This window comes from Streptomyces spinosus, assembly GCF_020400655.1.
GTDB lineage: Bacteria > Actinomycetota > Actinomycetes > Streptomycetales > Streptomycetaceae > Streptomyces > Streptomyces argyrophylli.
Genome location: NZ_JAINRC010000024.1, coordinates 36,098 through 48,838, shown reverse-complemented (window position 1 = coordinate 48,838; position 12,741 = coordinate 36,098). Strand labels below are relative to the sequence as shown.

At 73.7% G+C, this 12,741-nt stretch carries 15 protein-coding genes and 1 tRNA gene; 12 read left to right on the top strand and 4 right to left on the bottom strand.

Annotated elements, in window-relative coordinates; genetic code table 11:
* Nucleotides 1-120 precede the first annotated feature (120 nt).
* The 5 genes from LG395_RS35460 (at nucleotide 121) to LG395_RS35440 (ending at nucleotide 2,859) form a co-directional block, all read left to right on the top strand.
* Complete coding sequence (locus LG395_RS35460; RefSeq protein ID WP_171150775.1) at nucleotides 121-930, top strand: alpha/beta hydrolase; 810 nt, start codon at nucleotides 121-123, stop codon at nucleotides 928-930.
* Nucleotides 931-1,014: 84 nt separating this feature from the next.
* The gene (locus LG395_RS35455; RefSeq protein WP_171150777.1) at nucleotides 1,015-1,509 is read left to right on the top strand and encodes a Dps family protein; all 495 of its coding nucleotides are present in this window, start codon (nucleotides 1,015-1,017) and stop codon (nucleotides 1,507-1,509) included.
* 29 nt (nucleotides 1,510-1,538) lie between these two features.
* Nucleotides 1,539-1,883 carry a DUF3140 domain-containing protein gene (locus LG395_RS35450; protein ID WP_171150778.1) on the top strand — a complete coding sequence of 115 codons (345 nt, stop codon included), beginning with the start codon at nucleotides 1,539-1,541 and terminating at the stop codon, nucleotides 1,881-1,883.
* Nucleotides 1,884-1,896: 13 nt separating this feature from the next.
* Nucleotides 1,897-2,544, top strand: a complete 648-nt coding sequence (locus tag LG395_RS35445) for an endonuclease (protein WP_225812958.1) — start codon at nucleotides 1,897-1,899, stop codon at nucleotides 2,542-2,544.
* 51 nt (nucleotides 2,545-2,595) lie between these two features.
* Nucleotides 2,596-2,859, top strand: a complete 264-nt coding sequence (locus tag LG395_RS35440) for an SAM-dependent methyltransferase (protein ID WP_225812956.1) — start codon at nucleotides 2,596-2,598, stop codon at nucleotides 2,857-2,859.
* On the opposite strand, the gene LG395_RS35435 is transcribed toward LG395_RS35440, so the two are convergent.
* Entirely contained in the window at nucleotides 2,849-3,724 is an 876-nt protein-coding gene (locus LG395_RS35435) for a Cof-type HAD-IIB family hydrolase (RefSeq protein ID WP_171150782.1), read from the bottom strand. The genes LG395_RS35440 and LG395_RS35435 overlap by 11 nt on opposite strands.
* A 206-nt stretch (nucleotides 3,725-3,930) precedes the next feature.
* Here LG395_RS35435 and LG395_RS35430 point away from each other — a divergent pair, with 206 nt between their 5' ends.
* The 5 genes from LG395_RS35430 to LG395_RS35410 all read left to right on the top strand — a co-directional run bounded on the left by LG395_RS35430 (nucleotide 3,931) and on the right by LG395_RS35410 (nucleotide 8,792).
* A complete protein-coding gene (locus tag LG395_RS35430) occupies nucleotides 3,931-4,743 on the top strand; it encodes an SAM-dependent methyltransferase (protein WP_225812954.1) in 813 nt (270 codons plus the stop codon).
* A gap of 40 nt (nucleotides 4,744-4,783) precedes the next feature.
* Nucleotides 4,784-6,187: a type I glutamate--ammonia ligase gene (locus LG395_RS35425; RefSeq protein ID WP_225812951.1), complete on the top strand. Its 1,404-nt coding sequence runs from the start codon at nucleotides 4,784-4,786 to the stop codon at nucleotides 6,185-6,187.
* Between the two features lie 2 nt (nucleotides 6,188-6,189).
* Nucleotides 6,190-7,365 carry an amidohydrolase family protein gene (locus LG395_RS35420; RefSeq protein WP_225812949.1) on the top strand — a complete coding sequence of 392 codons (1,176 nt, stop codon included), beginning with the start codon at nucleotides 6,190-6,192 and terminating at the stop codon, nucleotides 7,363-7,365.
* A gap of 16 nt (nucleotides 7,366-7,381) precedes the next feature.
* Complete coding sequence (locus tag LG395_RS35415; protein WP_171159531.1) at nucleotides 7,382-7,909, top strand: NUDIX hydrolase family protein; 528 nt, start codon at nucleotides 7,382-7,384, stop codon at nucleotides 7,907-7,909.
* A 154-nt stretch (nucleotides 7,910-8,063) separates the two neighbouring features.
* Nucleotides 8,064-8,792: a hypothetical protein gene (locus tag LG395_RS35410; RefSeq protein WP_225812947.1), complete on the top strand. Its 729-nt coding sequence runs from the start codon at nucleotides 8,064-8,066 to the stop codon at nucleotides 8,790-8,792.
* Nucleotides 8,793-8,873: 81 nt separating this feature from the next.
* Here the strand turns inward: LG395_RS35410 and LG395_RS35405 are convergent.
* Nucleotides 8,874-8,947, bottom strand: a tRNA-Pro gene (locus LG395_RS35405).
* Nucleotides 8,948-9,072: 125 nt separating this feature from the next.
* On the opposite strand from LG395_RS35405, the gene LG395_RS35400 reads away from it, so the two are divergent.
* Nucleotides 9,073-9,780, top strand: a complete 708-nt coding sequence (locus LG395_RS35400; RefSeq protein WP_171150793.1) for a thiamine pyrophosphate-binding protein — start codon at nucleotides 9,073-9,075, stop codon at nucleotides 9,778-9,780.
* A gap of 21 nt (nucleotides 9,781-9,801) precedes the next feature.
* Nucleotides 9,802-10,725 carry a transketolase family protein gene (locus LG395_RS35395; RefSeq protein ID WP_171150795.1) on the top strand — a complete coding sequence of 308 codons (924 nt, stop codon included), beginning with the start codon at nucleotides 9,802-9,804 and terminating at the stop codon, nucleotides 10,723-10,725.
* 112 nt (nucleotides 10,726-10,837) lie between these two features.
* Here LG395_RS35395 and LG395_RS35390 read toward each other — a convergent pair whose 3' ends face one another.
* Together LG395_RS35390 and LG395_RS35385 are read right to left on the bottom strand one after the other, a co-directional pair.
* On the bottom strand, nucleotides 10,838-12,130 hold the full coding sequence (locus LG395_RS35390) for an MFS transporter (RefSeq protein WP_225812945.1): 1,293 nt from the start codon (nucleotides 12,128-12,130) through the stop codon (nucleotides 10,838-10,840).
* A gap of 157 nt (nucleotides 12,131-12,287) precedes the next feature.
* Nucleotides 12,288-12,647 carry an MmcQ/YjbR family DNA-binding protein gene (locus LG395_RS35385; RefSeq protein ID WP_171150799.1) on the bottom strand — a complete coding sequence of 120 codons (360 nt, stop codon included), beginning with the start codon at nucleotides 12,645-12,647 and terminating at the stop codon, nucleotides 12,288-12,290.
* Nucleotides 12,648-12,741 lie beyond the last annotated feature (94 nt).

Here is a 12,741-nt window from a genome sequence, read left to right as displayed (position 1 = left end):
CTGGCAGCTGCTCCGCCGCCCGGCAGCCCATTAATTAGCACTGCTAGTTTTGGACTATAGACCGCCGACCGCCCCACTGGGAAGATCCCCGGGACCGTCCCGGAGCCGCCTGGAGGAGAGATGCCCCACGTCCGCGAGCACGTTCTCGACGGCACGCACGGAACCCTCGCCGTACGTCAGTGGCCGCACCCGGCCCCCCGCTGCCTGGCACTGCTGGCGCACGGGTACGGCGAGCACGCCGGCCGGTACGGGGAACTCGCCGCCCGGCTCACCGGGCACGGCGCCGCCGTGTACGCGCCGGACCACGCGGGCCACGGCCGGTCGGCCGGGGAGCGGGTGCTGATCGAGGACTTCGAGGACGTGGTCACGGACGTGCACACGGTGGCGGACTCGGCCCGCGCCGCACACCCCGGCCTGCCGCTGGTCCTGGTGGGCCACTCCATGGGCGGACTGATCGCGGCCCGCTACGCCCAGCGGTACGGCGATGAGCTGAGCGCCCTGGTCCTGTCCGGCCCGGTGATCGGCGCCTGGGAACTGCCGGGGCGGCTGCTGGCCCTGGAGGAGATCCCGGACGTCCCGGTCAGCCCGTCCGCGCTCTCCCGGGACCCGGCCGTCGGCGCCGCGTACGCGGCCGATCCGCTGGTGTGGCACGGGCCCATGAAGCGGCCGACGCTGGAGGCGTTCGCCCGGACGCTCGACACCGTCGACCGGAGCGGTGACGTCCACGGGCTGCCGCTGCTGTGGCTGCACGGCGACGACGACCGGCTGGTGCCGCTGCCCGGGAGCCGCGCCGGGGTGGAGCGGCTGAGCGGCGGCCGGCACACCGGGCGGATCTTCCCGGGAGCGCGGCACGAGGTGTTCCACGAGACGTGCAAGGAGGAGGTCTTCGCGGAGCTGCTGGCCTTCCTGGACCGGGTACTACCCCGCTGATCTGCCGGTTTGCACCCCCGCCCAGCGGGCACCCGCCCTGTCGGACATGACCGTGGACAGCCGCTGAAAGGGGATGTACGGACCATGACCGTGGTCAAGAGCACGCTGCCCGAGGAGGCGCTCGGCGTCACCGGAACCGCCCTGCAGGAGACCCTGGTGGACCTGCTCGGGCTGTCGCTGATCGGCAAGCAGGCGCACTGGAACGTGGTGGGCCCGCGGTTCCGGTCGATCCACCTCCAGCTGGACGAGGTGGTCGCCGCGGCCCGCAGCCACTCGGACACGGTGGCCGAGCGTGCCGCCGCGCTGGGCGTGTCGCCGGACGGCCGGCCGGAGACCATCGCCGCGACCTTCGCACTGCCCGGTGCCAAGGACGGCTGGGTGCGCGACACCGAGGTCGTGGAGCTGATGGTGTCGGCGCTGGAGGCGGCCATCGGCCGGCTGCGCGAGCGGATCGAGGCGACCGAGAAGGCCGACCCGGTCACCCAGGACCTGCTGATCTCCGTCACCGCCGACCTCGAGAAGCAGCGCTGGATGTTCGAGGCCGAGAACCACCCGCGCGAAGACGCCGCCGACCAGTAGAACCGCTCCCGCACGGAAGGGGCAGAACCATGGCGGACGCCCTGGAGACCGAGGCGCTGTGGGAGGACTTCCACCGCGTGGTGAACATGACCTCGGCGGAACTCGCGGCCTGGCTGAAGGTCCGGGACGCCGACGAGGAGACGGAGCCGCTGCCGGAGGAGGCGGGCACGCCCACCGGCCAGCACGTCCTCGCCATCCTGCGCAAGCGCCGTACCGACCTCACTGATGACGACATCCGGGTCATGCACAAGGTCGTCGACACGGTCAGCGACCTGGTCGACCCGGAGAACGAACCCGAGCCGGAGAGCACGCCGGAGGACACCCGGCGCCGGCACCGGCTGATGACGCTGGGCCACGACCCGCTCAAGCCCTGACCGGAGCCGCGTCATGGACCGGGACGAACGGGTCGTGCGCGAGCTGGTCTCCGGGTACGGGCGGACGTACGCCGAGGAGGCGGGCATCCGCCTGAAGGACACCCCGCAGCCGCTGTACCGGCTGCTCGTGCTGTCCCTGCTGCTCAGCGCCCGGATCCGGGCCTCCGTCGCGGTGGCCGCCGCCCGCGCCCTGCACGAGGACCACCTGGACAGCCCCGGCCGGATGGCCGGGGCCGGCCGGCAGCAGCGGGTGGACGCGCTCGGCCGGGCCGGCTACCGGCGGTACGACGAGCGCACCGCGACCCAGCTCGGCGACGGCGCCGCGCTGCTGACCGAGCGCTGGGGCGGCGACCTGCGCCGGCTGCACCGGGAGGCGGGCGACGACACCGGCGAGTTGAGGCGGCTGCTCCAGGAGGAGCCGGGCATCGGGCCGGCCGGCGCCGACATCTTCCTGCGCGAGGCACAGCGGGTGTGGCCGGACATCGCGCCGTACCTGGACGGCAAGGCGCTGTCCGGGGCCGGACGGCTCGGCCTGCCGGAGGACCCGGAGAGGCTCGCCGAGCTGGCCGGGGACACCCAGCCGGCCGTCCTGGCCGCCGCGCTGGTCCGGGCGGCGCTCGACAAGGAAGTGGCCGAAGACTGTCTGCGCCGGGCCGCCTGACCGTGTCGGACCGCTCCCCGCGCGTCCCCGGAGTGACGCGCCCAGGACCTGGTGGACACCTTGGTCGGCGTGCCGGCGCCGGGGAGCTGCCCGGTGCTCCCGACCATGACCGCCGACTTTGAGTCGGAGAACGTCCGGCGGGTCATCGCAGCCGACGGGGTGACCCCGGTGGCGCGTTCACAGGCCGAGGTGGGCACCCCCTTCGAGGGACCGCGGCTGCCGGAGCCCGGGATCGTGCCGGGGGCCGGGTCTCGGCCCGAGGAGGCGCCCGACGGGCCGGTTTCCCTGTGCGGCGGGGTCGCGGTCAGGCCGTGACGCCGCCGTACGGCAGGTCCAGCACCCGGGCGACGGTCCGCAGGACCCCGTCGTCGTTGTTGGACGGGGCCAGGTGGCGGGCCCGCCGGATCACCTCGGGGTGGGCGCCCGCCATGGCGAACGACCACTCGGCGGCGTCGAGCATCTCCAGGTCGTTCAGGTAGTCCCCGAACACCATGGTCTGGGCGGGCGTGATGCCGAGCGCCCGCTGGAGGCCGCGCAGGGCGGTGCCCTTGTCGGCGGTGCGGTTCATCACGTCCACCCAGTGCTCGCCGGAGACGACGACCTGGTGGGTCGCGGTGAAGTCCGCGAGGGCCGGCGCGGTGGTGTCCTCGGCGGAGCCGAAGTCGAACAGCGCGACCTTGATCATCTCGTCGTCGACGGCGGTGACGTCCTCGACGATCCGGTGCTCGACGTAGTACTTGCGCACCTCCGCCAGAAACGCCTCGTCGGTCCGCTCGACGTACGCGGCCCGCTTGCCGCAGACGACCGCGCCGACGTCCGCGCCGTCCGCGACCAGCCGCCGCGCCCTGCGCGCGACCGCGGCGGCGACGGACCGGTCCAGCGGGTCGGAACTCAGCTCCACGCCGTCGCGGACCACGTAGGTGCCGTTCTCCGCGATGAACACCATGCCCTCGGCGACCTCCTCGAACTGCCTGAGGAGGGTGGCGTACTGGCGTCCGCTCGCCGGGCTGAACAGCACCCCGCGGCGGCGCAGTTCGGCGAGCATCGGCCACAGTCCATCCGGAATCCGCTTCGCGTCGTCCAGCAGCGTGCCGTCCATGTCGGTGACGATCAGACGGATGTCGGCGGGTCCGGCGGGCTGGTCGGAGGCGTCGAGGAGGGGCGTGGGCGTGGCGGGCATGTCCTGCTTCCGGTCGGGGCGGTGATACCGGTCCAGTGTTCCTCATCCGCCCCGACGCCCCGGAACCGCCTGGGGGCGGGCCCCGCGCGCACATCGCACCGCGAAGGTGCGGTGTCCGGAACCGCCCGCCGTGCCCGTTCCCGGGACAGCACGATCACCTGGGGGCACAATGACGGCGGAGAACCGCACGTGAGAAGGGCGGACAGGTGAGCGAGGTCGACTCCCCGGGGGCCGGATCGGCACGGCTGGACACCAGCGTGGCGCACAACGCGCGGGTGTGGAACTACTGGATCGGCGGCAAGGACCACTACGAGGTCGACCAGCGGGTGGGCGAGCGGATCGCCGGGATGTTCCCGGTGATCCGGGCGGTGGCGCGCGCCGACCGGGAGTTCCTGGGGCGGGCGGTGCGCTTCCTCGCCGCCGAGCGGGGCGTCCGGCAGTTCCTCGACATCGGCACCGGCCTGCCGACGGCCGACAACACGCACGAGATAGCCCAGCGGATCGCCCCCGAGTCCCGCATCGTGTACGTCGACAACGACCCGATCGTGCTCGTGCACGCCCGCTCGCTGCTCACCAGCTCCCCGGAGGGCGTCACGGACTACGTCGACGCCGACGCGCACGACCCGGACGGCATCGTGCGACGGGCCGCCGAGACCCTGGACCTGAACCGGCCGGTGGCGATCCTGATGCTGGGCATCCTCAACTTCGTCCTGGACACCGGCGAGGCCCGGGACATCGTGCGCCGGCTGATGGCGGCGGTGCCCGCCGGCAGCCACCTGGTACTCACCCATCCGACGGACGATCCCGACGTGGGCGGCGAGGGCAACGTGGCCGCCATGGAGTTCTGGAACGCCCACGCCACCCCGCCGATCACCGCCCGCGGCCGTGCCGAGATCGCCGGGTTCCTGACGGGTCTGGACCTGGTGGAGCCGGGCTTGGTGCCGTGCTCGCAGTGGCGCGCCGAGTCGGCGTCCGCCGCCCCGGTGCCGCAGCTCGGCGCCGTGGCCGTGAAACCCTGACCCCGGCCGCGCGCGGGCCGGGCCCCGCCGAGGAGGACGCATGACGACTTTCGCCGACCCCGTGCCCGGCGGCCGTCCCGGGGACCTGCGCCGGGTGGCCGGCCTCACCGCCGACCTGGCCGCCCAGGGCGTGCGCGGCATCGTGCTGGCGTACGTGGACACCGCGGGCGTCTGCCGGGTGAAGACGATCCCCACCGGACGGCTGGAGGCGGCCGTGTCCTGGGGCGTCGGCATGTCCCCGGTGTTCGACACCTTCCTCGCCCACGACTCGATCGTCACCACCGACGTGCTCGGCTCCCCCGACGGCGACCTCAGGCTCTACCCGGACCTGGACCGGCTGGTGGCGCTGGCCGGGCAGCCCGGCTGGGCGTGGGCGCCGGTGGACCGGATCACCCAGGAGGGTGACCGGCATCCCGGCTGCGCCAGGACCTTCCTGCGCCGGACCGTCACCGAGGCCGCCGAACGGCACGGCCTCGCCTTCAAGGCCGCGATCGAGATCGAGTGGTCCGTCGGGCTGGACTCGGCGCCCGCCGGGGAGTTCGTGCCGGCCGTCTCCGGCCCGGCGTACGGCGCCATCCGGCAGGTCGGGCTGAGCGACTACACCGCCGACCTGCTGGCCGCGTGTGCCGCGCAGGGCGTGGACGTCGACCAGCTGCACCCCGAGTACGCGCCCGGACAGTTCGAGATCTCGGTGGGTGCCCGGGACCCGGTCGCGGCGGCCGACCTCAGTGTGCTGGTCCGGCAGACGATCCGGGCGGTGGCCCTGCGGCACGGCCTGCGGGTGTCGTTCTCGCCCGCGGTGTCCGCCGAGGGCGTCGGCAACGGCGGCCACCTGCACCTGTCCTGCTGGCGCGACGGCGTGAACCTGCACGCCGGCGGCGACCGCCGGTACGGCATGACGGCCGAGGCGGAGTCCTTCGCGGCCGGGGTCCTCGCCCACCTCCCGGCCCTGACGGCGGTCACCGCCCCCAGCCCGGCCAGCTATCTGCGGCTGAAGCCGTCCCAGTGGGCCGGCGTCTTCACCGTCTGGGGCCGCGAGACCCGCGAGGCCGCCCTGCGGATGGTCACGGGCACGGCGGGCCGCCACGACCAGGACGCCAACATGGAGGTCAAGCCGGTCGACCTGGCCGCCAACCCCTATCTGGCCCTCGGCTGTGTGATCGCCGCCGGACTCGACGGCGTCACGGCGGCCCGTGCCCTGCCCGACGAGATCACCGGCGATCCGGCCCGCCACGGCCCCGAGGAGGCCGCGGCCCTGGGGGTACGGCGGCTGCCGCGGTCGCTGCCGGAGGCGGTGGCGGAGTTCCGCGCGGACCCGGTGCCGCGGGCCGCGCTGGGCCCGGTCCTCGCCGACGCGGTCATCGCCGTACGGCTCGGCGAGGCGGCGGCCGTCGAGGGGCTCGGCCCCGACCAGGTGGCGGCGGCCTACCGCTGGACGTACTGACCATGGCCGCCCCCGGACCGGTCCACGAGGCCCTCGCCGCGCTGCCGCTCGTCGACCACCACTGCCACGGCGCGGTCACGGCCGACCTGAGCGGCACGGAGTTCGCGTCCCTGATCACCGAGGGCGCGGCCTGGCCGGACGTCTCGCCCTTCGACAGCCCGGTCGGGCTGGCCGTGCGCCGCCACTGCGCGCCCCTGCTGGACCTGCCCCGGCACGCGCCGCCCGCCGACTACGTGGCCCGGCGCGCCCGGCTCGGCTGGCGGGAGGTCAACCGCCGCTTCCTGACGGCGGCCGGGGCCGGGGTGTTCTGCGTGGACACCGGCTACGCCCCGCACCCCCTCACCACGCCCGCCGAGCTGGCGGCGGCAGCCGGTGCCGCCGCCTGCGAGGTCGTACGGCTGGAGCAGATCGCGGAGTCGGTGGCGGCCCGGGGCGTGGAGGCCGGCGAGTACGCGGCCGTGTTCCGGCAGGCGGCCGAGGAGGCGGTACGACGGCCGGGCGTGGTCGCGGTGAAGTCCATCGCGGCCTACCGCACGGGGTTCGCCCTGGACCCGGAGCGCCCGGCCGCGGCCGAGGTGACACGGGCCGCCCGGCACTGGCTGGCGCGGGGCGGACGCCTCACGGACCCGGTCCTGGTCCGGCACCTGCTGTGGACCGCCGTCGAGCTGGGGCTGCCGCTGCAACTGCACACCGGCTTCGGCGACGCGGACGTACGGCTGCACCGCGCCGACCCCGCCCTGCTGACCGACTGGCTGCACCGGACCGCCGGCACGATCCCGGTGCTGCTGCTGCACTGCTGGCCTTACCACCGGCAGGCCGCCTATCTGGCCGCGGTGTTCGAGCAGGTGTACCTGGACGTGGGGCTCGCCCTGCACTACACCGGTCCGGCCCGCTGCCGGGCGGTGCTGGAGGAGGCACTGGAGATCACCCCGTTCCGCAAACTGCTGTACAGCTCCGACGCCTATGGTGTGGCCGAGTTCCACCACCTGGGCGCCCTGTGCTTCCGCCAGGGCCTCGCCGATCTGCTGCAAGAACGCGTCGACGCCGACGAGTTGAGCCTCGCCGACGCCCTGCGGATCGCGGCCTGGACGGGCCGTGACAACGCCCGCCGACTGTACGGACCGCCCGTATCCGAACCGGCCCGCGATTCCAGCGGGCGCCCCACCCGGAAAGTATGATCAAGCAATGTCTGACATGACCGAGACCACGCCCGGCTGGCTGACCACGGACGAGCTGGAGATGGCCAGGGCCCGGATGCCGATCCTGTACGTCGAGGCCGTTCCCGTGCGCGTGGACGACAGTGGTGAAGTCACCAGCATCGGGCTGCTGTTGCGCATCGGCCCGGACGGCACGGTCAGCCGGACCCTGGTCTCCGGCCGGGTGCTGCATCACGAGCGGGTCCGTGACGCGCTGCTGCGCCACCTGGAGAAGGACCTCGGCCCGGTCGCCCTGCCCCGCGTCCCCGCCTCGCTCCAGCCGTTCACGGTCGCGGAGTACTTCCCGACGGCGGGCGTCACGCCGTACCACGACCCGCGCCAGCACGCGGTGTCCCTGGCCTACATCGTGCCGGTGACCGGCGACTGCCGGCCCCGTCAGGACGCGCTGGACCTCGTCTGGTTCAGCCCTCAGGAGGCCGCCTCCCCGGCGGTGCAGAACGAGATGCCGGGCGGCCACGGGGTGCTGCTGAAGCAGGCCCTGGCGCATGTGGGGCTGGCTTTCTGACCCACCCGTCACCGGCGCCCCGGCCCTCGGCAAAAAGAGGAAGCGACTATTCCACAATTCCCGGGAAACCGGACTTCCACGGCGGCCGCCGCCAGCAGAATGAGCGGCCGCCCAGGAAATGCGGAAGGTTTCCCGGGAAGGGTTTTGCATGTCTGTGAGCCGCACGCTAGCCGTATCCGTGTTCTGCGTGGCCGCCGCCGCGGGCGCCGCGGGGTGTTCGGACGACACATCGTCGGACCAGCCGTTCAAGGGGCAGAGCGCGGACCAGGTGGCCGCCAAGGCGGTGACCGCCACCAGGAACGCCGCCTCGCTGCGCATGGCCGGCAAGGTCGCCGCGGACGGGCAGCCCCTGACGGTCGACTTCCACGTCGACACCCAGAAGAACTGCAAGGGCCGGATGGCCATGGAGCGGGGCTCGGCCGACGTCATCCACGCAGGCCAGGCGACCTACATCAAGGGCGACAAGGAGTTCTGGGCCGGCGCCGCCAAGGGCTCCGCCGGCGGCCGGAAGGAGGTCCAGGCGCTGAGCGGCCGTTGGGTGAAGGTGCCGGCCGGTGACGCCCGTACGACGGGACTGTGCGACAAGCAGGGATTCCTGGCCGACATGGACAGCGACAAATCCGAGCGCAAGGGAATGACGAAGGGCGACGTCACCACGGTCAACGGGCACGAGGCGATCGCCCTGAAGAAAAAGAAGGGCGGCGAAACCATCACCATGTACGTCGCCACGGAGGGAAAGCCGTACATTCTCAAGCTCCAGCAGTCCGGCGGCGAGAATCCCGGCACGGTCGTCTTCTCGGACTACGAGAAGCCGGTCAGGGCGGCAGCCCCGCCGGCGGGTCAGGTGATCGACGGCACCAAGGGCGGCAAGGCGGCCTCCTGATTGGTGGGAAGAACCGCTCGAACGTTTGAGGGCCGGTTCCGGAGACTTCCGGAACCGGCCCTCACCGGTGACTCTCACAAGTCGGGACGACAGGATTTGAACCTGCGACCCCTTGACCCCCAGTCAAGTGCGCTACCAAGCTGCGCCACGTCCCGGTGCCGTTTGACCTGGGGTTTCCCCGGCCGAACGCGCAGGGAAACAATACCGCACTCGGCTCGGTGGTCGCGCGCCCCTTTCCCGGTTTGACCTCAAGTCCGCTTGAGGTTGCACGATCATCGGCATGACGACCGCAACGGACCAGAGCCGTACGTACGGCTACGACGACCTGCCCCGGCTGATGGGGCTGATGACCGGTGACGAGAAGCACGGGCCGGCCGCCACGTCCACACTCGACGTGCTGTGGGTCCTCTACGACCGGGTGCTCCGGGTCGCTCCGCAGCGGCAGGACGACCCGGCCCGGGACCGCTTCCTGCTGAGCAAGGGGCACGGGCCCATGGCGTACTACGCCGTGCTGGCGGCCAAGGGGTTCGTGCCCGTCGAGTGGCTGCCCGGCTTCGGGTCCTACGACTCCCCGCTCGGGCACCACCCGGACCGCGTCCTGGTGCCGGGGGCCGAGATCGGCAGTGGCTCGCTCGGCCACGGGCTGCCCATCGCCGTGGGCACCGCCCTGGGTCTGCGGGCGCAGGGCCGGCCCGATCCGGCGGTCTGGGTGCTGATCGGGGACGCCGAGCTGGACGAGGGCAGCAACCACGAGGCGATCGCCTTCGCGGGGCCCGCCGGGCTCGACCGGCTGCACACCGTCGTGGTCGACAACTCCTCCGCGAGCCATGCGCTGCCCGGCGGGATCGCCGCCCGCTTCGAGGCGGCGGGCTGGTCCGCGGTGACCGTCGACGGGCGCGACCACGAGGCGCTGCACGCCGCGTTCACCGCCCCGCATCCCGGCCGGCCGCACGTCGTCGTGGCCCGCGTCGAGCCGAAGAACGTCTGACCCACCGGAAAGGTCTTCTCGATGGACACCATGCGTGACCGTTTCGCCCCCGTCGTCTCCCGGCTGCTGGACGAGGATCCCCGGGTCGCGGTCGTCCTGGCCGAGATCGGCCGGGACGGGTTCCGCGAGGCCGAACGCCGGCACCCCGACCGGGTGATCAACGTCGGCATCCGGGAACAGCTGCTGGTCGGCGCGGCTGCGGGGCTGGCGCTCACCGGGCTGCGGCCGATCGTGCACACCTTCGCCAGCTTCCTCGTGGAGCGGCCGTTCGAGCAGCTCAAGCTGGACCTGGGACACCAGAACACGGGCGCGGTGCTGGTGAGTGCCGCCGCCTCCTTCGACTGGCCGGCCGGCGGCTTCACCCACATGGCCCCGGGCGACGTGGCCCTCCTCGACACACTCGACGGCTGGACGGTCCACGTGCCCGGGCACCCGGACGAGGCCGAGACGCTGCTGCACCACGCGGTCGCGGCGGGCGACGACCGGGTCTACGTGCGGCTGTCGGTGCAGTCCAACCAGCGGGGGCGGGTCGTCGACGGCCGGCACTTCGTCACCGTCCGCGAGGGCCGTTCGGGCGTCGTCGTCGCGGTGGGCCCGATGCTGGACGCGGTCCTCACCGCGACGGAGGGCCTGGACGTGACCGTGCTGTACGCCACGACGGTACGACCGTTCGACGCGGCCGGGCTGCGCAGGGCGACGGAGGCGGCGGGCACGGACGTCGTGCTGGTCGAGCCGTACCTGGCCGGGACGTCGACGGCCGCGGTGAGCGAGGCACTGGCCGACGTCCCGCACCGGGTGCTCGGCCTCGGCGTCGCCCGCCGTGAGCTGCGCCGCTACGGCACGATCGAGGAACACGTGGCCGCGCACGGGCTGGACGGGGCGGGCCTGCGGGAACGGATCGGGCACTTCCTGGACGCGGCGCGGGTGACGGCGGGACGCGGGTGAACGCCGACGCGCGGGGCCGCGCACGGGGCCTGCCGGCAGGTCACTTCGGTGCACCGGGGACAGAGCCCCCGGGCTCCCCTCGTCCCGGCTCCGCCGCGTCCGGTCCACGTCCTCACGGCACGGCGGACGCCGTCGCGTCGGCCCGGGCCAGGTCGCGTACCGGTGGGACGGCCAGCAGGATGGCCGCCACCGCCAGGCTCACCACCGCCGCGGTCAGCAGGACGTGGCCGGCGCCGAGGGATGCGGCCGCCGGGCCCGCGAGGGCCTGGCCGACCGGCATCATGGCGAGGGAGCCCGCCACGTCGTAGGCGTGGATGCGGTTGAGGACGTCGGCCGGGACCTGGGTCTGTACGGTGGTCGCCCACATCACGCCCCAGAACGACATCCCGGCACCGGCGACCGCGGCCCCGGCCGCCATGGCCGGTACGCCGAGGCCCGCCCCGACGGTCGCGGGGAAGCCGAAGAAGGCGAACAGGGAGATCGCGCCCGCGCGGAGCATGCGGCGGGGGCGCAGCCGCAGCGCGAGCAGGCCACCGACCACCGTGCCCGCGCCGAGGGCCGAGTTGACCAGGCCGTACGCGCCGGGGCCGTGGTGCCTGACGACCTCGGTGGCCACCAGCGGCACGGTCGGGCCCCACACGGCGATCATGTAGAGGCACCAGACGGCGATCACGCTCCACAGCCAGGCGCGGGAGCGGAACTCCCGCCAGCCGTCGACGAGATCGGCGCGGAAGGCGCGCAGGGCGGAGCCGGTGGCCGCGCGGGCGGTGACGGGGAGCGGGCGCAGCCGGAGCAGCAGCAGGCACAGGGCGCTGAGCGCGTAGGTGGCGGCGTGCGCGGCGAAGACCCCGCCGGGCGAGGCGAGGCCCACCAGCACGCCGGCGACGGCGGGGCCGGCGAGCTGGGCGGCGGACTCGGCGATGCGGATGGCGCCGTTCGCGCCCTGGATGTCGGTGGCGAGGCGGGGCACGGTGCTGGCCACGCCGGGCTGGAAGACCGCGCCGGCCACGCCGTTGACGACGCCGATGGCGCAGATCTCCCACAGCACCACGTGTCCGGTGAAGAACAGGCCCGCGGCGGCGGACTGGGTGCCGAGCCGCACGAGGTCGGCGCCGATCATCAGCCTGCGGGTGCTGAACCGGTCGGCGACGACCCCGCCGAAGACGACGAGTCCCGCGAACGCGGCGGCCGTGGAGGCCATGGCGAGGCCGACCGCGCCCGCGCCGTACCCGTGTTCCAGCAGGCCGGCGGCGAGGGCGACGGGCAGCATGGTGTCGCCGAGCCGGGCGACGGCCCGGGCCACGAAGAAGAGCGCGAAGTCCCGTGACCACACCGCCGGGACACCGGCCGCCGCCTCGCGCACATTCCGGCCGGCGACGTCCCGCCGCGCGTCCGTTCCGGTCATCTCGAGCGCTCCCCTCCCCGACCCGGCCGTTCCCCTGCCCGTGCCGTGTCCGCGTCCGTGACGTCGGCGTCCGTGCCGCTTCCCGTCCGTGCCGCGGCCTCCGCCTGTCCGCCGAGGCGGGATCATGCCACCTCCCGGGAGGCGCCCGCCGGGCTTTTCAGCCCCCGGCCGGGAGCCCCAGCTCCGGATGCGCGTCCAGCAGCCGGGACGGGGCGGCCTGGCGCCAGGAGTCGGCCAGGATGGCCCGCAGCTCGTCCTCGTCCTCCAGGGCGGAGAGCCTCGCTCTCACCCAGGCGAACTGCGCCTCGTGACCGGCGATCCAGAACTTCTCCGGCTCGGCCAGGACCAGTTCGTCGCGTTCCTCCTTGGGGCAGCGCACGGCGAGGGACGTCTCGTCCTCGGGGAGGGTGGCGAACATCTTCCCGGCCACCCGGAACGTGGGCATGCTCCAGGCGGTCTTCTCCGTGGTGTCCGGCAGGGACAGGGCGATTCGGCGTACGTCGTGTGCATCCGGCATGCCACGCACGGTAGCTCCTGCCACTGACAGCCGGCCCTTCCGGCGGTCCCCCTCCCAGCGCCTCTCCCCCAGCGCCCCTGACTCACCGTCCCTC

Coding starts and splice junctions, on each gene's coding strand:
- LG395_RS35460 (WP_171150775.1), top strand. CDS start 121: ATGCCCCACGTCCGCGAGCACGTTCTCGACGGCACGCACGGAACCCTC.
- LG395_RS35455 (WP_171150777.1), top strand. CDS start 1,015: ATGACCGTGGTCAAGAGCACGCTGCCCGAGGAGGCGCTCGGCGTCACC.
- LG395_RS35450 (WP_171150778.1), top strand. CDS start 1,539: ATGGCGGACGCCCTGGAGACCGAGGCGCTGTGGGAGGACTTCCACCGC.
- LG395_RS35445 (WP_225812958.1), top strand. CDS start 1,897: ATGGACCGGGACGAACGGGTCGTGCGCGAGCTGGTCTCCGGGTACGGG.
- LG395_RS35435 (WP_171150782.1), bottom strand. CDS start 3,724: ATGCCCGCCACGCCCACGCCCCTCCTCGACGCCTCCGACCAGCCCGCC.
- LG395_RS35425 (WP_225812951.1), top strand. CDS start 4,784: ATGACGACTTTCGCCGACCCCGTGCCCGGCGGCCGTCCCGGGGACCTG.
- LG395_RS35420 (WP_225812949.1), top strand. CDS start 6,190: ATGGCCGCCCCCGGACCGGTCCACGAGGCCCTCGCCGCGCTGCCGCTC.
- LG395_RS35415 (WP_171159531.1), top strand. CDS start 7,382: ATGACCGAGACCACGCCCGGCTGGCTGACCACGGACGAGCTGGAGATG.
- LG395_RS35400 (WP_171150793.1), top strand. CDS start 9,073: ATGACGACCGCAACGGACCAGAGCCGTACGTACGGCTACGACGACCTG.
- LG395_RS35395 (WP_171150795.1), top strand. CDS start 9,802: ATGGACACCATGCGTGACCGTTTCGCCCCCGTCGTCTCCCGGCTGCTG.
- LG395_RS35390 (WP_225812945.1), bottom strand. CDS start 12,130: ATGACCGGAACGGACGCGCGGCGGGACGTCGCCGGCCGGAATGTGCGC.
- LG395_RS35385 (WP_171150799.1), bottom strand. CDS start 12,647: ATGCCGGATGCACACGACGTACGCCGAATCGCCCTGTCCCTGCCGGAC.